Here is an 18,746-nt window from a genome sequence, read left to right on the forward strand (position 1 = left end):
CGGAAACCGCACTGTGATGCGTGACCAGCGTTGCACAGGGCACAAGTTGGGACTCATGCCTCAGTCGGTGACCCGGTAGGCCTTGATCGCCTGTTGGTAGATCTCGTCGACCTTGTCCCGCTGTCCGTCCGGGCCGATGACCTGGATGACGTGGTAGCGACCGTCGATGATCATCGCGAGGTTCCGTACGAAGACCGCGCGCCCGCTGCTGTCCGTCCAGGTGTACTGACCCTCCGCCATGGCCTGTCGGCCCACGTCGATCCGGCGTACGCCGGAGGCGCTGGACCAGGACGAGTCGCGGAACGGCTGGAGTTCCCGCTCCTTGTCGCGCTGGTAGGCGACCGGGTCGCCGCCGTTCTCCGCCACACTGTCCCGGCCGGGAACGGCGATCAGCGTGAAGTCGCCGCCGACATAGCGGACTTGCCCGCTGTCGTTGATGGGGCGGCGCTGCCAGCTCTTGTCGACCCCGATCCGGAAGCCCTCGGGGTCCGCGCGCAGGACATAGCCCGCGGCGAGATCGACATCTGATCCCGAGGTCTGGGGCGCCGAGGCATTGGGCGGCGCCGATCCGGAGTTGTCCGGAGCCGGTGATTCCGGCGCGCCGGTCGCGCTGGGGCTCGCCTCACCGACGCTCTGGCCCTGCTGCGTATTCGCCTTGGGCAGGAACATCACGGCGTAGACGATGGCCGCCACGAGCAGCAGCAGTATCAGGATCAGCAGGTTGCGGCCGAGGGAACGGGGGCCGCGGCCGGCACCCTTCCCGCTCTTCCCCCGCTGCCCGCCCCTGTCGAACCTGTCCGGACCGTCGAACCCATCGAACTCGTCGGACCTGTCCGGCCTGTCGAACCGCTCCGGCCTGGCCGCCCGCTCGGGGCCGTCCAGCAGCCGGTCCAGGCGTTCCGTACGCTCGTGGGGCGCGTCGGCCCGGAGCGCGTACTCGTTCTCGTTCTCGCGCTCGTGCTCCCGCTCCTGCTCGTACTGCCGTCGCTCGTCAAGACCGGCGCCGCCGCCCTTCTCCTTGCGCTCCTTGCCCTTCTTGTGGCGGTGGCGTCCGCCCAGGTCGCGGCCACGCCAGCGGCGCCTGCGCACCAGCTCGCCCCGGCGGCGCACGATCGGCAGCCGGGTCTCGTCCGCCGGCAGCGGTACGACGTCCAGACCGGCCTCCGGCTCGGGCGCCGACCGTACGAGCGAGCGCAGCCAGCCGCGCAGCTCCTCGAAGTCCGGCCGCTCGGTGGGGTCCTGACGCAGCAGTGACTCCACGACGGGGCGCAGCGGTCCGCACTCCTCGGCGAAGGCGGGCGGCTCGGCGCAGACGAGCTGCACCAGCTCGATGGCGCTCTCTTCGGGGTACGGGGCATGGCCCTGCACCGCGCGGTACAGCAGCGCGCCGAGGGCCCACAGGTCGGTGGCGGGCCCGATGGGCGGCGCCAGCTGCCAGTTCTCGTGGACGGGACCGGCCTGTTCGGGCGCCCAGCGCTCGGTGACGGCGCCGACGACCGCGATACGGGCCTGCCGGGCGCGCTCGGCGGCGAGCGGGGTGGCGGGGCCTCGGTACGCGGGCAGGGCGCCGCTCGCGACTATCTCGTCCCAGCGCCCGGCGCCCGCGCCCTGCCCGGTGACGGCGGGCAGCTGGGCGGACTGGCGCTGCGAGTCGGCGCGGAACGCGTCGCGCGCCCCGCCGGCCTGCCAGTTGCCGCTTCCTCCGGCGCTGCCGCTGCCGGGCCCGGAGTACGGGGTGTCGCCGCCACGGGCGACGAGGGCACCGGAATCGGCGTCGGATCCGAACCCGAATCCGGAACCGGAACCGGACCCAGTGGAACCAGCCGTGGAACCGGAACCGGAACCGGAATCGGAACGGCCGGATGGCAGCGCGGGAATGCCCGCCGTGCCACCGGCGGACGTACCACCGGCGGATGTCCCGCCGCCGCTCGCGCCGGAGCCGCCGCCGAAGGGGCCCGCCGAGTCCGGGCCGTACGGGCTGCCGCCCGCCGGTACGGAGCCCGAGGCGTCGTTCCAGGGCGCCGGGCCGTCGCGCCAGATACCGGCCAGATGGGCGCGGTAGGGGGTGGGCGGGTCGTCGTCCTCGTCGATGTCGGCGTCGGCTTCCGCGAAGGTGCGCGGCTGTGCCCACCAGTCCGGCTCGGGGCTCGCGCCCTGCGGGCCGCCGCCGGGACCGCCCCGGGGCGGCTCCTGCGCGCCCGCCCCGGTGGTCGCGCCGCCCGTACCCGCCGGGGTGCCCGTACCCGTCGTACCGCCCGAGACTCCCGGGACGGCCGGGACGCCCGTACCGCTCGTACCGGAGCCCTGGTCCTCAGTGGCGCGCGCGGCGGCGCGCGCTCCCGCGCGGTACGCGGCGATGGCTCCGGCGCGCGCGGCGCGGATGTCGCCCGAGGCGCTGCCGCCCGGCAGCGCCGGCCGGCCGCCGTACGGCGCCGGGATACCGGGGGTGCCGTGGTGCGGACGCGGCATCGCGCCGGACGTACCGGACGAGGTGCCGTCGTCGTACGGACTGTCCGCGCCCCGGCCCGTCCCCAGCGCGGCGCGGCCCGGCGCACCGGGCACCCCCGCCGTCGGCCCGGGGTCGTACGGCAGGGCGGTCGCCGGCGAGCCGGACAGCCCTTCCGCGGGCGCGTACTGTCCGGGCGGCCCGAGCCGCTCGTAGCCCCCCTGCTGTTCCTGCGCCCCCAACTCCTCGTGCGGCGCGTGGGGGTCATGGAGTCCGTGCCGCTCCGGCGGTTCCTGGTGGTCCGGCTCCTCGAACCGGTCCGGCGGTTCGGGCACCGGCGCGTATCCGCACAGCGCCTCTTCCGCCGCGCCCGCGGCGAGCCCGGTCAGCACCACGCGCCCGTCGTCGCAGACGAGCACCGTACGGACGGTGATGTTCCGGTGGGTCCAGCCGTGCGCGTGGACCACCCGCACCGCGGTGAGCACGTCGGAGGCGATCTCGGCGGCCCGGAAGGGGTTCAGCGGACGCTCGGCGAGCAGCGCGGCGAGCGGTCTGGCCGCGACCAGTTCACTCACTATCCACAGCGAACCGGCCTCCGCGAACACGTCGAAGACCTGGTCGAGCCGGGGGTGATCGGGGATCTGGGCGGCGCTCTGGGCCGCCTCGATGGCCCGCCGCACCGCCGGATCCGTATGCCTGCGTGCCGAACGCCCCGAGGCCCGGCGCGGCGCCGCGGCGCCGTCCGCGTCCACCACCTCCGCGTCCACGACCTCCGGCAACGGCACCTGCCTGACGAGGACTTCCTGCCCGCTGTACGTATCGAAGGCCCGGGTCTCGACAAGGTCGTACTCATCGGAGGGTGGCAACGGCAGGCGATAGCGGTCGGCGAGCACCCGTCCCGCGTAGTCGTCCACAACGCCTCCCCACCACACGCCGTCTTCCGGTCCCGGAGACTCGCGAAACCGCCAATTCCGGTCGTTTACCGGCTCATTGTGGATGCGTACGGTTCGCGAGCTCTCACGATACGTGGCCGCGGGCCAACATGCCGCCGGGTCGCGGCAACCCACTGCGTAACGTTCCGTTCTCGTACGCCGAACTACCCACCACAGCGGCCGGAACTCATCACTCCGCCCATGGGATCGCGGGCCGGTTCAAGCGGGCCGATCGAGCGGTCCGGCCGAGGCCACCGCCGGGGCCGCCACCCGGGCCGGCGCTCAAGCTCCGGCCGGGCCGCCGCTCAGGCCGTCGGCTTGAATGTCGCGAACGCCGTCTCGCGCAGCGTCTCGCACTCCTCGTCGCTCCACTCGCCCGCCTCGCAGCTGACCATGATCGAGTAGCCGCGCTTGGAGTCGATCTTGAAGCCCCGGTTGAGGACCCTGATCCGCTCGCCGCTCTGATCGCGCTCGAACTCCCAGTCGGCGACGGTCTTGTAGCCGTTGTAGTCGACCTTCTTGATACCGCGCAGCTTGTAGTTGTCGCTGCTGCCCCTGACCGCCGACTGGAGTCCCTGCCAGGCGGCCACCGCGTCATCGGTCGGGCTGTCGTTGAAGTCGATCTGGACCCTGGGGAAGTCCCCGTCCTCGCTGTAGATGCCGCCGGAGTTGGCTCCCGCTATGCCGGTTCTGTGGAACCCCTCGGGCATCGCCATCGAGAAGTGGAAGCGGTCGTCGGTGACCTTGGCGTAGCCGTCGGGCAGCGCGTCGCCCTTCTTCCCGCCGCCCTCCTTCCCGCCGCCCGAGTCGCCCGGCGAACCGGAACCGGAATTGTCGGTCCCCTGCCCGCTCGTGGCGGCGGTGTCCCCCTTGCCGTCCCCCTTGCCGTCCCCCGCCGCGCTCGTGCCCGGCGCCGGGCTCTGCCCCTTGCCGTCGCCCGATCCGTCCTTGCCGGCGGTGGCCCCGGCCGAGGCGGCCGAGGTGTCCTTGCCCTGGCCGTCCCCTGACGCGTCGTCGGAGTTCCCGTTCAGCGCGACGATCAGGACCGTGGAGATGAGCGCGAGCGCGGCGACGACCGCGATGATCACCAGCGTGCGCCGGGGCACCACATCGGTGAGCGAGGCGCGCGGCGGCGCGGGCCGCGGCGGCTCCCCGGGCTCCGGGGCCGGCCGGGCGTCGGACGCGCCGGCCGCCGCGTTCCGTACGGAGCGCAGCGCGCCGCGCACCCGGTCCGCACCCGTCTCCCCGGTGGAACCGCGCGCCGACTGCGCGGCCGGGGCGTCGCCCGGCACCGGCGGCAGCGGCACGACGCGGGTCGCGTCCGGCGCCGGTTCCGGAGCGTGCCGGGGCTGCTCGGGCGCGTCGATGATGTCCTGGAGGAGCGCACGCGCACCCGCGTCGTCGAGCCGCTGCTCGGGGTCCTTGGCGAGCAGCCCGTAGATGACCTCTTCGAGCGGGCCCGCGTTCTTGGGCGGATCGACCGGCTCGGTCATCACGGCGGTCAGCGTGGCGATGGCGGAGCCCTTGTCGTACGGAGGGCAGCCCTCCACCGACGCGTACAGCAGCCCGCCGAGCGACCAGAGGTCGGCCGCGGGTCCCGGCTTGTGGCCGCGGGCGCGCTCCGGCGAGATGTACGAGGGGGCGCCGACGAGCATGCCCGTCGAGGTGACCGACGGGTCGCCCTCGACCTGGGCGATACCGAAGTCGGTGAGGACCACGCGCCCGTCCTCGGCGATCAGCACATTGGACGGTTTCACATCGCGGTGCAGGATGCCCTCGCGGTGCGCGGAGCGCAGCACGTCGAGGACCGCCAGCCCGACCTCGGCCGCCCGCCTGGGCGTCAGCAGCCCGTCCTCCCGGACGGCTTCGGCGAGCGACTTGCCCTCGACCAGTTCCATGACGATCCAGGGCCGGTCGTCCTCGTCCACGACGTCATAGACCGTCACCGCGCCGCTGTTGCGGATCCGCGCGATCGCCTTGGCCTCGCGCAGCGTGCGCGTGATCAGCCTGCGCTTCTCGTCCTCGTCGATGCTGGAGGGAAAGCGCAGTTCCTTCACCGCGACCGTACGGCCGAGCGTCTCGTCGAGCGCCCGCCAGACCGTGCCCATGCCACCGCGCCCGAGCACCCCGTCGAGCCGGTACCTGCCCGCGAGCAGGCGCCCTTCCGGAGTGCCGTCGGCGCTCTTCCTCGCGTCCTGCTGGGGCTCCTGCGCCGTGTCCCGCGACTGCTCCGACTGCGACATGCGTCCCCTCTGCGATCCCTGATCCTGGCCCGCGACTCCACCCGCCCGCACGGTGCCGTAACGCGCCCTGGCAGAGGCTTCATTGTCCCTCACTCCGGGACCGTCACCGCTCCCGGGTCCGGCGTCCGCCAGGATGGTGCCGGAGGAAGGGATCCCCACCATGCCACTACTCCGGACCCGGTTGACCACCCTGCTGGTCATGAGCCTGTTCGGTTTGGGCACATGTGTGTCAGACACCGATGTGACGGATGTGCCCGGCGGGGCGGATGTGACCCGTACCGAAGCAGCCCGTCCCGAAGCGACCCGGCCCGAAGCACCCCGTGCCGCCCCCTCCCTTACGGAGAGACCGCCCGCTTCGTCTCAGCCCTCACACACATCCGCTGTCCTCCCCCTGCTGGTCTCCGACGGCCGCGCGCCCGGCGCCGCCCTGGTCTCCCGCACGCTCTCCTCCTCCCGCTTCGAGTCCGCCGGCTCCGGAATCCGCCGCACCGACCGGTTCCGGGCCGGCAGCACCACCAAGACGCTGGTGGCGACGGTCGTCCTCCAACTCGCCGCCGAGGGGCGGCTGCGCCTGTCCGACACCGTCGAACACCATCTGCCGGGGCTGGTCCGCGGCCACGGCAACAACGGCCGGCTGCTCACCCTGCGCATGCTGCTGAGCCACACCAGCGGGCTGTACGACTACACCGCCGCCGTCTCGGCGCCCGCCCCCACCACCCCCCGGGCGGCGCTCCGTATCGCGCTCACGCGCGCACCGGCGCCGCTCGGCTCGTATCGGTACTCCAATACGGATTACGTCCTGCTCGGCCTCGTCGTCAAGAAGGTGACGGGCCGTTCGTACGCGGACGAGGCCAGGGACCGCATCATCGTTCCCCTCGGCCTCACCGGCACCTCCTTCCCCGGCGACCGGACCACGCTTCCCTCCCCGCACGGCCGCGCGTACACCCGGGATCCGGACTCCGGCGGCGCCCGGCGCGATGTCACCGAGCTCGACCCGCGTCCGGCGGGCGCGGCCGGTGAGCTGATCTCCACGCTCGACGACCTCGACCGCTTCTACTCCGCCCTGCTCGGCGGCCGGCTGCTCGCCGCGCCCCAGTCGCGCGAGCTGCTGGACACCACCGCCGCGCACGGCGCCTACGGCCTGGGCATCTACCCGCAGCGGCTCTCCTGCGGTCTCACCGTCTGGGGCCACAACGGCCGGATCTCCGGCAGTTACGTCCGTACGGCCACCACCGCCGACGGCCGACGCACCCTCACCTTCCGCGTCAACACGGACGCGATCCCGGACGAATCACTCGAATCGATCGAACAGACCCTGCTGGACGCGGAGTTCTGCCGTTCCGGAAAGGCCCCTCGGACTCGACCCTGAGGGGCCCCTCCGGCCGCGCACCGGCCACGGCGCGTCAGATCGGCACGATGTCCGGCGCGCCGAGCCGCGCCGCGTCCGCCGTCTGGTCGTCCGGCTGCCGCTGCGACTCCCGCTCCGCCTCCACCCGCTTCTCGTAGTGCTCGACCTCCCGCTCGATCCGGTCCTTGTCCCAGCCGAGGACGGGCGCCATCAGCTCCGCGCACTCCCGGGCGCTGCGGGTGCCCCGGTCGAACGTCTCGATGGAGATCCGCGTACGCCGGGTCAGTACGTCGTCGAGATGGCGCGCCCCTTCGTGCGAGGCCGCGTAGACGATCTCGGCGCGCAGGTAGTCGTCGGCGGCGGCCAGCGGCTGACCGAGGCCAGGGTCCGCGGCGATCAGTTCGAGCAGCTCCTCGACGAGCGTCCCGTACCTGTTCAGCAGATGCTCCACCCGGGCGACATGGATCCCGGTCCGCGCGGCCATCCTCGCCCGCGCGTTCCACAGCGCGTGATAGCCCTCGGCGCCGAGCAGCGGCACGTCCTCGGTGACGCACTCCGCCACCCGCTGGTCGAGGCCGTGCACCGCCTCGTCCACCGCGTCCTTGGCCATCACCCGGTATGTCGTGTACTTGCCGCCGGCGACGACCACCATGCCGGGCACCGGATGGGCGACCGTGTGCTCGCGCGACAGCTTGCTCGTGGCGTCCGACTCCCCGGCGAGCAGCGGGCGCAGCCCCGCGTAGACGCCCTGTACGTCGTCCCTGCTCAGCGGCGTGTGCAGCACCGAGTTCACGTGTTCGAGGAGATAGTCGATATCGGCGCTGGAGGCCGCCGGATGGGCCTTGTCCAGATCCCAGTCCGTGTCCGTGGTGCCCACGATCCAGTGCCGGCCCCAGGGGATGACGAACAGCACCGACTTCTCGGTCCGCAGGATCAGCCCCGTCGACGAGTGGATCCGGTCCTTGGGCACGACCAGATGGATGCCCTTGGAGGCCCGGACGTGGAACTGCCCGCGCTCGGCGATGAGGGCCTGGGTGTCGTCCGTCCAGACCCCGGTGGCGTTGACGACCTGCTTGGCCCGGATCTCGTACTCCCCGGCCCCTTCCCCGTGCGCGCTCTCCACGTCCCGCACCCGCGCCCCGACGACCCGCTCCCCCTCCCGCAGGAAGCCTATGACCCGCGCCCGGCCGGCCACATGCGCGCCGTAGGTCGCGGCCGTGCGCACCAGCGTGGCCACATAGCGCGCGTCGTCCATCTGCGCGTCGTAGTACTGCAACGCCCCGACCAGCGAGTCCTTCTTGAGGCAGGGCGCCACCCGCAGCGCGTTGCGCCGGGAGAGATGGCGGTGGACCGGCAGCCCGCGTCCATGCCCGGACGAGACGGACATCGCGTCGTACAGCGCGACGCCCGAGCCGGCGTAGAGCCGCTCCCAGCCCTTGTGCTGCAAGGGGTAGAGGAACGGCACCGGCTTCACCAGATGGGGAGCCAGCTTCTCCAGCAGCAGCCCGCGTTCTTTGAGGGCTTCGCGTACGAGCGCGAAGTCGAGCATCTCCAGATAGCGCAGGCCGCCGTGGATCAGCTTGCTCGACCGGCTGGAGGTGCCGGACGCCCAGTCCCGCGCCTCGACGAGGCCGGTCGCGAGACCTCGGGTCACGGCATCGAGGGCGGTCCCCGCGCCGACCACGCCCGCGCCCACTACCAGTACGTCCAGTTCACGCTCGGCCATCGCCGCGAGCGCCTGGCCGCGCTCCGCAGGTCCCAGTGTCGCTGTTCTCACCGCTGCCTCCCGTCGTCCCCCGTGTGGTCGGGCTCACACCATCGATTCTGTCCGCACTCCACGACTTCAGCCACCGCCTGTGGATAACACCGGTCACACAGCTGTCGACGAATGACGCCATCCCTTGCGCGAAACGGACTTCCCCGGCCACGCCATGCCACATAACGGTCATATTTACGCCTAGTCTGACATTGCGCGTGCCCATTCTGTCCACAGGGCTTGCGTTCTCTGTCCACTCCGGCTATGGGAAGGGCGGTCATCGCCGTGCCCGCAGATCTCGCCGTCATCGGACTCGGTCATCTCGGCCTGCCCCTCGCCCAGGCCGCCGTGGCCGCCGGTATCGACACCATCGGCTACGACACCGACCCCCGGCCCGTCGCGGAGCTGGCCGCCGGCCATTCCCCGGTCGACGGACCGCTCACCGCCTCGGACGTACGCCGGATGCTCTCGGGGGGCTTCCGGCCGACCACCAACCCGACCGATCTCGGCCGGGTCCGTACCGCCGTGATCTGCGCGCCCTCCCCGCTCGGCGCCGACCGCACGCCCGATCTGACCGCGATCGGCGACGCGGCCCGCGCGCTGGCCGCCCGGCTGCGCCCGCACACCACCGTCCTGCTGGAATCACCCGTCGCGCCCGGCACCACCGAGGGCTTCCTCCGCACCGTCCTGGAAGAGGGCTCCGGACTGCGCGCCGGACGCGACTTCCATCTCGCGTACTCCCCCGGCCGGCTCGACCCCGGCAACCGCACCCACGGCATCGCCAACACCCCCAAGGTCATCGGCGGGCTCACCCCCGCCTGCACCGAATCGGCGGCGGCCTTCTACAGCCGCCTCACCGACAAGGTCGTCAGGGCGCGCGGCCCGCGCGAGGCCGAGACCGTCAAGCTCCTCGAAACCAACTTCCGGCACGTCAACATCGCCCTGGTCAACGAGATGGCCGTGCTCTGCCACGACCTCGGCGTCGACCTCTGGGACGTCATCCGCTGCGCCGAGACCAAGCCCTTCGGCTTCCAGGCCTTCCGGCCGGGCCCCGGCGTCGGCGGCCACGGCGTACCGCTGGACCCCAGCTATCTGCCGCACGCGGGCCGCACCCCGGGCCATCCGCTGCGGATGGTCGGCCTCGCCCAGGAGATCAACTCCCGGATGCCGCAGTACGTCATCCAGCGCGGCGCCACCCTCCTCAACGAGCACGGCAAGTCCGCCCGCGGCGCCCGCGTCCTGCTCCTCGGCGTCACCTACAAGCCCGACCTCGCCGACCAGGAGAGCTCACCGGCCACCGAGATCGCCTGCCGGCTGATGGATCTGGGCGCCGTCGTCAGTTACCACGATCCGTACGTCCCGGACTGGCGCGTACGCGAACTCCCCGTGCCGCGCGCGGACTCGCTCTACGAGGCCGCCGCCGACGCGGACCTGACCGTGCTGCTCCAGCACCACCGCACCTACGACCTCCAAGGTCTGGCGGTCAAGGCGCAGTTGCTGCTGGACACCCGAGGAGCGAGCCCGGCGGGCGCCGCGTACCGCCTGTGAATCCGGTACGGGAATGTCCGACCTGACTGCTACTGTCCAGGGCCATCGAGCGCAGGTCATGCGCACGACACTTTCCCTGGGGGGGATCTTCAGCATGAGTCAGTCCGTTCCACCACCCGGCAACCCCTTCGCCGGCGGCGCCGTCCCGCCCGGCCCGTACACCCCGCCCCCGCCGCCCGCGCCCGCGCGCGACAACCTCGCGCTCGGTCTGGTGGCGGCCCTGGTCGCCGCACTCGTCGCCGGCGGGGTCTACGGCGGGATCGCCGGGGCCATCGAGCGCGAGATCGGCTTCGCCGCCATCGGTGTCGGCTTCCTGACCGGGTTCGCCGCGGGCAAGGTCGGCGGGTCCAACCCCGTACTGCCGGTCGTCGGCGCCGTCCTGTCCCTGGGCGCGGTCTACCTGGGCCAGCTCCTCGGCATCGCGATCATCGTCGCCAAGGAACTGAACGTGTCCACGACGGACGTCTTCCTCGACAACTTCGGTCTGCTGACCGAGGCGTGGAACGAGGGCAAGGACGTCATGACGTTCCTGTTCTTCGCGCTCGCCGCCTTCGCGGCCTTCTCGGGCGCCAAGAAGGCCGCCGAATAAGGGCGGTCGGACACGACGGCCCCTCACGACACCGCACGCGACAGCGAGATGCCCCGGACCGCGCGACGCGGCCCGGGGCACTTCCGCTTCACGCGCCCGGCGATCCTCAGCGGCGGTGCTGCGAGTCCGCCACCGTCACCTCGACGCGCTGGAACTCCTTCAGCTCGCTGTAGCCCGTCGTCGCCATGGCCCGCCGCAGCGCGCCGAAGAAGTTCATCGACCCGTCCGGGATGCGCGAGGGGCCCGTCAGGACCTCCTCCGTCGTCCCGACGATGCCCAGATCCACCAGCTTGCCGCGCGGCACGTCCTCGTGGACCGCCTCCATGCCCCAGTGGCGTCCCTTGCCCGGCGCGTCCGTCGCCCGCGCCAGCGGCGAGCCGATCATCACCGAGTCCGCGCCGCACGCGATCGCCTTGGGCAGATCGCCCGACCAGCCGACCCCGCCGTCCGCGATGACATGCACGTACCGGCCGCCGGACTCGTCCATGTAGTCCCGGCGGGCCGCCGCCACATCCGCGACGGCGGTCGCCATCGGGACCTGGATGCCCAGCACATTGCGGGTGGTGTGCGCGGCGCCGCCGCCGAAGCCGACGAGCACGCCCGCCGCGCCCGTACGCATCAGATGCAGGGCCGCGGTGTACGTGGCGCAGCCGCCGACGATGACCGGCACGTCCAGCTCGTAGATGAACTGCTTCAGGTTCAGCGGCTCCGCGGCCCCCGACACATGCTCGGCGGAGACCGTCGTACCCCGGATGACGAAGATGTCGACCCCGGCGTCCACCACGGCCTTGGAGAACTGGGCGGTGCGCTGCGGCGAGAGCGCGGCCGCCGTGACCACGCCCGAGTCCCGCACCTCCTTGATGCGCTGCCCGATCAGCTCTTCCTTGATCGGCTCGGCGTAGATCTCCTGGAGCCTGCGGTTGGCGGTCGCCTCCTCAAGACCGGCGATCTCGTCGAGCAGCGGCTCCGGGTCCTCGTACCGGGTCCACAGACCCTCCAGGTTGAGCACCCCCAGACCGCCCATCTCGCCGATCCGGATCGCGGTCCGCGGGGAGACGACGGAGTCCATGGGTGCGGCCAGGAACGGCAGCTCGAACCGGTAGGCGTCGATCTGCCAGGCGATCGAGACCTCCTTCGGGTCCCGGGTGCGCCGGCTCGGGACGACGGCGATGTCGTCGAACGCGTACGCCCTGCGGCCGCGCTTGCCGCGCCCGATCTCGATCTCAGTCACGATGTGTGGCCTTTCCCTCTACGTCTGCCCGTCCAGTATCCCCGACGCGCCCGTGAGGGGCGGTCCCGGAATCCGGGGCCGCCCCTCACGGAAGCGCTCGTTCAGTTCGCGGTGTAGTTCGGTGCCTCGACCGTCATCTGGATGTCGTGCGGGTGGCTCTCCTTGAGGCCCGCGGACGTGATCCGTACGAACCGGCCCTTGCGCTCCATCTCGTCGATGGAGGCGGCGCCCACGTACCCCATGGTCTGGCGCAGCCCGCCGACCAGCTGGTGCAGGACGGCGGCGAGCGGACCGCGGAAGGGGACCTGGCCCTCGATGCCCTCGGGCACCAGCTTGTCGTCCGAGGAGACCTCGGCCTGGAAGTAGCGGTCCTTGGAGAACGAACGCCCCTGGCCGCGCGACTGCATCGCGCCGAGCGACCCCATGCCCCGGTACGACTTGAACTGCTTGCCGTTGATGAACTGGAGTTCACCCGGCGACTCCTCGCACCCCGCGAGCAGGCTGCCCAGCATGACCGTGCTGGCTCCGGCGGCGAGCGCCTTGCCGATGTCGCCCGAGTACTGGAGGCCGCCGTCGCCGATCACCGGGATACCGGCCGCCTGACAGGCCACCGCCGCCTCGTAGATCGCCGTGACCTGCGGGACCCCGATACCGGCGACCACGCGGGTGGTGCAGATCGAGCCGGGCCCCACACCGACCTTGACGCCGTCCACGCCCGCGTCGATCAGCGCCTGGGCGCCGTCGCGGGTGGCGACGTTGCCGCCGATGATGTCCACCGCGACACTCGACTTGATCTTGGACATCCAGCTGAGCGCGTTGCTGTTGTGGCCGTGCGAGGTGTCCACGACGAGGAAGTCCACACCCGCCGCGACCAGCGCCTGGGCCCGCTCCAGCGCCTCCGGGCTGGCGCCCACGGCGGCGCCGACCAGCAGCCGGCCCCCCGCGTCCTTGGCCGCGTGCGGGTACTTCTCCGCCTTGACGAAGTCCTTGACGGTGATCAGGCCCTTGAGGATGCCCGCGTCGTCGACCAGCGGAAGCTTCTCGATCTTGTGCCGGCGCAGCAGCTCCATCGCGTCCACACCGGAGATGCCGACCTTGCCGGTGACCAGCGGCATCGGGGTCATCACCTCGCGCACCTGGCGCGAACGGTCCGCCTCGAAGGCCATGTCCCGGTTGGTGACGATGCCGAGCAGCTTGCCCGCACGGTCGGTGACCGGGACGCCGCTGATCCGGAACTTGGCGCAGAGCTGGTCGGCCTCGGCGAGCGTCGCGTCGGGGTGCACCGTGATCGGGTCGGTGACCATGCCGGACTCGGACCGCTTCACCAGATCGACCTGGTTGGCCTGGTCGGCGATGGAGAGATTGCGGTGCAGCACACCGACGCCGCCCTGCCGCGCCATGGCGATCGCCATCCGGGCCTCGGTGACCTTGTCCATCGCCGCGGACAGCAGCGGGATGTTCACCTTGACGTTCCGCGAGACCAGAGAGGCGGTGTCCACCTGGTTCGGCAGCACTTCCGAGGCCCCCGGAAGCAGCAGTACGTCGTCGTATGTCAGCCCGAGCGTCGCGAATTTCTCGGGCACTCCGTCGACGTTTGCAGTCATGACACCTTCCCCAAATGGCCTTGATCGGTGCGGATGTCCATGCTAACGGGCTTCGCGGGCCGCTCATTCCACGATCGAGATCACCGATCGGCTTCGTATGTTCATACGTTTGGATGCCTCCAGTTACCGCTCACGGCATCCGCGGGGCCGGTCCCGGGGCAGTCACCGGACGGGAAAGCACCCGCCGACCGCCCCGGCTCACTGCTCGGCCAGCGCCCGCAGCCTGCTGAGCGCACGGTGCTGGGCGACCCGTACGGCGCCCGGCGACATCCCCAGCATCTGCCCGGTCTCCTCGGCGGTCAGCCCGACCGCGACCCGCAGCACCAGCAGCTCGCGCTGGTTCTCCGGCAGATTGGCGAGCAGTTTCTTGGCCCACTCCGCGTCACTGCTGAGCAGCGCGCGCTCCTCGGGCCCCAGGGAATCGTCCGGCCGCTCGGGCATCTCGTCGGACGGTACGGCCGTGGATCCCGGGTGCCGCATGGCGGCCCGCTGGAGATCGGCGACCTTGTGCCCGGCGATGGCGAAGACGAACGCCTCGAAGGGCCGGCCGGTGTCGCGGTAGCGCGGCAGGGCCATGAGGACCGCGACACAGACTTCCTGGGCGAGGTCCTCCACGAAGTGCCGCGCGTCACCGGGCAGCCGGTTCAGCCGGGTACGGCAGTAACGCAGCGCGAGCGGATGGACCCGGGCCAGCAGATCGTGCGTCGCCTGTTCGTCGCCGTCGACGGCACGGTGAACGAGCGCACCAATCACCGTGGTCTCGTCATCGCGCATCGGACCATGGTGCCTTGGTGGCTGCTGATCGGTGGCACCGCGTCCATAGTTGTGCACCGAAGCGTTATGAGCGGGTGCGGCAGAACTCATTTCCCGCGCTCTCCCCTCGCGCTCGTCCGACTCGTCCCCGAGGAACTCCACATCTCAAGGATGCGGCATCGCGCGGGAAACGGGTGTGTACGCGCGTACGTTGCTCCGCCCGCCGGGTCCTGGAGTGACAGAACCGGCCGACGGGCGGAGCGCTGAGGCTGTCAGCGGACGAGGCCCCAGCGGAAACCGAGCGCCACCGCGTGCGCGCGGTCCGAGGCGCCGAGCTTCTTGAAGAGCCGCCGGGCGTGCGTTTTGACCGTGTCCTCGGAGAGGAACAGCTCACGGCCGATCTCCGCGTTCGACCGGCCGTGACTCATGCCTTCGAGCACCTGGATCTCACGTGCGGTGAGCGTGGGCGCGGCGCCCATCTCGGCCGAGCGGAGCCGGCGCGGCGCGAGCCGCCAGGTCGGGTCGGCGAGCGCCTGGGTGACGGTCGCGCGCAGTTCGGCACGCGAGGCGTCCTTGTGGAGATAGCCACGGGCACCGGCGGCGACCGCGAGCGCGACTCCGTCCAGATCCTCGGCGACCGTGAGCATGATGATCCGGGCGCCGGGGTCGGCCGAGAGCAGCCGGCGGACGGTCTCGACACCGCCCAGCCCCGGCATGCGTACATCCATCAGAATCAGATCGGACCGGTCGGCACCCCAGCGGCGGAGGACTTCCTCGCCGTTGGCCGCGGTCGTCACGCGCTCGACACCGGGCACGGTCGCGACCGCGCGGCGGAGCGCTTCTCGGGCAAGCGGGGAGTCGTCGCAGACGAGGACGGATGTCATGACCGTCCTCCGCAGCTGATGCGCGTCACCTTGAGCCTCCAGGCTGGGTACATATCGTCACCTGTGCGATTGACGCTCTCGGACATGCGCCCGAGCGCTCATTCTTTCAATCGCCTCGCACATTCAACGACGGTCACTCGAAAGAGTTACGGGTCCGACGAGCCCCTTCGACACTCCCTGTGAGGGGTCGCACACGGAGCAGAGCGCAAGGGGTTGACCGGTACCCAATCGGAGGTATGCCCCATTTAGCGGCTTTTCTTCACTTTTACTGGTGTCTGTGGCTAGATTCGCAATGAGTCATATTTACATCTACTTACATAGTAGATGTACGGTCGTGAGCACCGGTGTGAGTACGCGCCGGGCTCGTACCCGGCGTCCAAGCGGCCCGTATCCGCCTCAGCACGGTTTCAAGGGGACATGAGCAATGGCAGATTTCTCCCGCCTTCCCGGACCGAACGCAGACCTGTGGGACTGGCAGCTCCTCGCGGCATGTCGGGGTGTCGACAGTTCGCTCTTCTTCCACCCGGAGGGGGAAAGAGGCGCGGCGCGAAGCGCGCGTGAGAACTCGGCGAAAGAGGTGTGCATGAGGTGCCCGGTCCGCGCGGAGTGCGCGGCCCACGCCTTGGCGGTGCGGGAGCCGTACGGCGTGTGGGGCGGCCTGACGGAGGACGAACGCGAGGAGCTGATGGGGCGGGCGCGGACCCGGCTCATCACGGCGTCGACCTCGGGTCACGGCGGCACCGGCGCGGGCCACGGACACGGCCACAGTCACGGGGGCCACGAGAACGGCTGAGTGACCTCCGCCCATAGAGAAGAAACGTTCCTTCAAGCAACGCCGCACCTCCCGCGTCCCGCCCGCGTGCTCCGTCACCGCGCGCCGGCCAGGACCAGCTGATCCAGCGTCGCCGCCACGGCCGGGACCCGCGCCAGATCGGGCAGTGTCAGCGCGACGATCTCCCGGTGGACACAGGGCTCGACCGCCAGCACACGGACGCCTTCGGTGCGTACGGACTCCATCGCCAGCTCCGGCAGCACCGCCACCCCCAGCCCCGCCGCGACCAGGCCGATCACGGCCGGATAGTCATCCGTCGCGAAGTCGATCCGGGGCGTGAATCCCGCCGCCTCGCAGGCGTCGACCAGTTGAGTACGGCAGCGCGGACAGCCCGCGATCCATGATTCGGCGGCCAGCTCGGCGATCGCGACCGTACCCGCGTCCGCGAGCCGGTGCCCCTCGGGGACCAGACCGACGAGCCGGTCGACGAGCAGCGGTCGTACGGCGAGGTCGTCCCACTCGGCATCGGAGCCTCCGTAGCGGAACGCCAGCGCCACATCGCACTCGCCGTCCCGCAGCATCGCCGCCGAACTCGGCGGCTCGGCCTCGACCAGTGAGACCCGCGTGCCCGGATGGGCCGCGCGCAGAGCGGCCAGGGCGGTCGGCACCAGTGTGGAACTGCCGCTGGGGAAGGACACCAGCCTGACCCGGCCGGCCCGCAGCCCGGCGATGGCCGCGATCTCCTCCTCCGCCGCGGTGAGTCCGGCGAGGATGCCCGTGGCGTGCCGTACGAGCGCCTCACCGGCCTGCGTCAACCGCATCTCGCGGCCGGTACGCACGATCAGGGGGGTGCCCGCGGACGATTCGAGCGCCTTCATCTGCTGGCTGACGGCCGGCTGCGTACAGCCCAGCTCACGCGCCGCCGCGGAGAAGGAGCCGGTGGCGGCCACGGTGCGCAGGACACGGAGATGACGGGCTTCGATCACCCTTCGACTATAAGCGGTGCTTTGGGGTAATGCTCAATTACGGGTGGAACGTTTGGGATGGGGACGGATAACGTGGCGCGTATGAAGCTTCTGACCGTAAATGTGGGGCGGCCGACAGCCGTGGAATACACGGACAGCCCGGGTGGGGTCACCGGCATCGACAAGCGTCCGGCGGACGGTCCCGTACGGGTGGCGGATCCCGGGCCCAGGGGCGAGGGCGCGAGCGGGGTCGCCGGTGACACGGTCTGCGATCTGCGCCACCACGGCGGCTCCGACCAGGCGGTGTACGCGTTCGCGCGGGAGGATCTGGACTTCTGGGAGCGGGAGTTGGGACGGCCGCTGGCCAACGGCGCCTTCGGGGAGAACCTCACCACATCCGGTCTGGACGTCATGGGCGCCAGGATCGGCGAGCGCTGGCGGATCGGCGCCGATGTGGTGCTGGAGACGACGAGCGGGCGGATTCCATGCCGTACGTTCCAGGGCTGGCTCGGCGAGAAGGGCTGGGTGCGGCGGTTCACCGGGCAGGCCGTGACCGGTGCGTATCTGCGGGTCATCACCCCCGGCGAGATCCGCGCGGGCGATCCGATCGAGATCGTCCACCGGCCGGACCATGACGTGACGGTGGCCCTGGCCTTCCGCGCCGCCACCACCGAGCGGGAGCTGCTGCCCCGGATCCTCGCCGCCGGTGACGCCCTGCACGCCGGGGAGTTGAGGGCGGCGCGGGAGTACGTCGAGAAGTACGGCGCGGGGGACACGGCGGGAAACGCCGCGAAGTAACCCTTTCCCGGGCATCGTCGGGTCCGCTCGCGCAGGCACTAACGTGCCTGCCTATGACGACTGCTTTGATTACCGGCGCGACAGCGGGGATCGGTGCCGCCTTCGCTCGGCGGCTGGCCGCGGACGGACACAATCTCGTCCTCGTGGCCCGCGACACCGAGCGTTTGCGTGTCCAGGCCACCGAACTGCACGACCGGCACGGCATCGAGGCCGAGGTGCTGACCGCCGACCTCTCCACCGACGACGGGATCGCCTCGGTGGAGAAAAGGCTCTCGGACCGCAAGCAGCCGGTCGATCTGCTGGTCAACAACGCGGGGTTCGGCAACAAGGGACGGTTCCTCGACGTCTCGATGGCCGACGAACTGACCATGCTGAAGGTGCACTGCGAGGCCGTGCTGCGGCTGACCTCGGCGGCGGCCCCGGGGATGAAGGCGCGCGGCCGGGGCGGAGTCGTCAATGTGGCGTCCGTGGCGGCGTTCGTACCGCGCGGGACGTACGGCGCCTCGAAGTCCTGGGTCGTGCAGTTCACCCAGGGCGTCGCGCGGGATCTGGCCGGGACGGGGGTGCGGCTGATGGCGCTGTGCCCCGGTTTCGTGCGGACCGAGTTCCATGAGCGGGCCGGGATGGGCACGGACAACATCCCGGGCTGGATGTGGCTGGACGCGGACAAGCTGGTGGCCGCCGCGCTGGCGGACCTGGCGCGCGGAAAGACCGTGTCCGTACCGGATCCGCGCTACAAGGCGCTGATGGGAGCGGTGAAGCTGGCTCCGCGCGGACTGCTGGGCGGGATCAGCTCGAAGACGGGCCGCAAGTACGGCCCGTCGTAGGCGCCGCCGGTTGACGGCCCGCCGGTTGACACCGGTTGACGCCGCCGGAA

14 protein-coding genes are annotated in these 18,746 nt (G+C 71.3%); 6 read left to right on the forward strand and 8 right to left on the reverse strand.

Annotated elements, in window-relative coordinates; all coding sequences use genetic code 11:
- Positions 1-60: 60 nt before the first annotated feature.
- Together CU044_RS24215 and CU044_RS24220 are read right to left on the reverse strand one after the other, a co-directional pair.
- Entirely contained in the window at positions 61-3,360 is a 3,300-nt protein-coding gene (locus CU044_RS24215) for a protein kinase (protein WP_129770811.1), read from the reverse strand.
- Positions 3,361-3,683: 323 nt separating this feature from the next.
- Positions 3,684-5,621: a protein kinase gene (locus CU044_RS24220; RefSeq protein ID WP_129770812.1), complete on the reverse strand. Its 1,938-nt coding sequence runs from the start codon at positions 5,619-5,621 to the stop codon at positions 3,684-3,686.
- A gap of 199 nt (positions 5,622-5,820) precedes the next feature.
- On the opposite strand from CU044_RS24220, the gene CU044_RS24225 reads away from it, so the two are divergent.
- Complete coding sequence (locus CU044_RS24225) at positions 5,821-6,990, forward strand: serine hydrolase domain-containing protein (protein WP_129770813.1); 1,170 nt, start codon at positions 5,821-5,823, stop codon at positions 6,988-6,990.
- 34 nt (positions 6,991-7,024) lie between these two features.
- Here CU044_RS24225 and CU044_RS24230 read toward each other — a convergent pair whose 3' ends face one another.
- Positions 7,025-8,746 (reverse strand): glycerol-3-phosphate dehydrogenase/oxidase, encoded by a 1,722-nt coding sequence (locus tag CU044_RS24230; protein ID WP_129770814.1) that lies wholly within the window; start codon positions 8,744-8,746, stop codon positions 7,025-7,027.
- 264 nt (positions 8,747-9,010) lie between these two features.
- Between CU044_RS24230 and CU044_RS24235 the strand changes: the two genes are divergently transcribed.
- Both CU044_RS24235 and CU044_RS24240 read left to right on the forward strand, forming a co-directional pair.
- Complete coding sequence (locus tag CU044_RS24235; protein ID WP_129770939.1) at positions 9,011-10,273, forward strand: nucleotide sugar dehydrogenase; 1,263 nt, start codon at positions 9,011-9,013, stop codon at positions 10,271-10,273.
- Between the two features lie 94 nt (positions 10,274-10,367).
- On the forward strand, positions 10,368-10,862 hold the full coding sequence (locus tag CU044_RS24240) for a hypothetical protein (RefSeq protein ID WP_129770815.1): 495 nt from the start codon (positions 10,368-10,370) through the stop codon (positions 10,860-10,862).
- 106 nt (positions 10,863-10,968) lie between these two features.
- Here CU044_RS24240 and CU044_RS24245 read toward each other — a convergent pair whose 3' ends face one another.
- The 4 genes from CU044_RS24245 to CU044_RS24260 all read right to left on the reverse strand — a co-directional run bounded on the left by CU044_RS24245 (position 10,969) and on the right by CU044_RS24260 (position 15,334).
- Positions 10,969-12,093, reverse strand: coding sequence for a GuaB3 family IMP dehydrogenase-related protein (locus CU044_RS24245; RefSeq protein ID WP_129770816.1), 1,125 nt, complete (start codon positions 12,091-12,093; stop codon positions 10,969-10,971).
- A gap of 101 nt (positions 12,094-12,194) precedes the next feature.
- Positions 12,195-13,697 carry an IMP dehydrogenase gene (gene guaB / locus CU044_RS24250; protein ID WP_129770817.1) on the reverse strand — a complete coding sequence of 501 codons (1,503 nt, stop codon included), beginning with the start codon at positions 13,695-13,697 and terminating at the stop codon, positions 12,195-12,197.
- 198 nt (positions 13,698-13,895) lie between these two features.
- On the reverse strand, positions 13,896-14,471 hold the full coding sequence (locus CU044_RS24255) for a sigma-70 family RNA polymerase sigma factor (protein ID WP_030351487.1): 576 nt from the start codon (positions 14,469-14,471) through the stop codon (positions 13,896-13,898).
- A 251-nt stretch (positions 14,472-14,722) separates the two neighbouring features.
- Positions 14,723-15,334 (reverse strand): response regulator transcription factor, encoded by a 612-nt coding sequence (locus CU044_RS24260; protein ID WP_003948568.1) that lies wholly within the window; start codon positions 15,332-15,334, stop codon positions 14,723-14,725.
- A 424-nt stretch (positions 15,335-15,758) separates the two neighbouring features.
- Here CU044_RS24260 and CU044_RS24265 point away from each other — a divergent pair, with 424 nt between their 5' ends.
- The gene (locus CU044_RS24265; RefSeq protein ID WP_129770818.1) at positions 15,759-16,127 is read left to right on the forward strand and encodes a WhiB family transcriptional regulator; all 369 of its coding nucleotides are present in this window, start codon (positions 15,759-15,761) and stop codon (positions 16,125-16,127) included.
- A 74-nt stretch (positions 16,128-16,201) separates the two neighbouring features.
- On the opposite strand, the gene CU044_RS24270 is transcribed toward CU044_RS24265, so the two are convergent.
- Positions 16,202-17,092 (reverse strand): LysR family transcriptional regulator, encoded by an 891-nt coding sequence (locus tag CU044_RS24270; RefSeq protein ID WP_129770819.1) that lies wholly within the window; start codon positions 17,090-17,092, stop codon positions 16,202-16,204.
- Positions 17,093-17,173: 81 nt separating this feature from the next.
- Between CU044_RS24270 and CU044_RS24275 the strand changes: the two genes are divergently transcribed.
- Positions 17,174-17,869, forward strand: a complete 696-nt coding sequence (locus CU044_RS24275; RefSeq protein ID WP_129770820.1) for an MOSC domain-containing protein — start codon at positions 17,174-17,176, stop codon at positions 17,867-17,869.
- Between the two features lie 53 nt (positions 17,870-17,922).
- Entirely contained in the window at positions 17,923-18,696 is a 774-nt protein-coding gene (locus tag CU044_RS24280) for an SDR family oxidoreductase (RefSeq protein WP_129770821.1), read from the forward strand.
- Positions 18,697-18,746 lie beyond the last annotated feature (50 nt).

The organism is Streptomyces sp. L-9-10, assembly GCF_004151105.1.
GTDB lineage: Bacteria > Actinomycetota > Actinomycetes > Streptomycetales > Streptomycetaceae > Streptomyces.

What these genes read in the sequence shown, in the direction of transcription:
- CU044_RS24220 (WP_129770812.1), bottom strand. Translation starts at nt 5,621, where the DNA reads ATGTCGCAGTCGGAGCAGTCGCGGGACACGGCGCAGGAGCCCCAGCAG.
- CU044_RS24225 (WP_129770813.1), top strand. Translation starts at nt 5,821, where the DNA reads ATGAGCCTGTTCGGTTTGGGCACATGTGTGTCAGACACCGATGTGACG.
- CU044_RS24240 (WP_129770815.1), top strand. Translation starts at nt 10,368, where the DNA reads ATGAGTCAGTCCGTTCCACCACCCGGCAACCCCTTCGCCGGCGGCGCC.
- guaB (WP_129770817.1), bottom strand. Translation starts at nt 13,697, where the DNA reads ATGACTGCAAACGTCGACGGAGTGCCCGAGAAATTCGCGACGCTCGGG.
- CU044_RS24255 (WP_030351487.1), bottom strand. Translation starts at nt 14,471, where the DNA reads ATGCGCGATGACGAGACCACGGTGATTGGTGCGCTCGTTCACCGTGCC.
- CU044_RS24260 (WP_003948568.1), bottom strand. Translation starts at nt 15,334, where the DNA reads ATGACATCCGTCCTCGTCTGCGACGACTCCCCGCTTGCCCGAGAAGCG.
- CU044_RS24265 (WP_129770818.1), top strand. Translation starts at nt 15,759, where the DNA reads ATGGCAGATTTCTCCCGCCTTCCCGGACCGAACGCAGACCTGTGGGAC.
- CU044_RS24275 (WP_129770820.1), top strand. Translation starts at nt 17,174, where the DNA reads ATGAAGCTTCTGACCGTAAATGTGGGGCGGCCGACAGCCGTGGAATAC.
- CU044_RS24280 (WP_129770821.1), top strand. Translation starts at nt 17,923, where the DNA reads ATGACGACTGCTTTGATTACCGGCGCGACAGCGGGGATCGGTGCCGCC.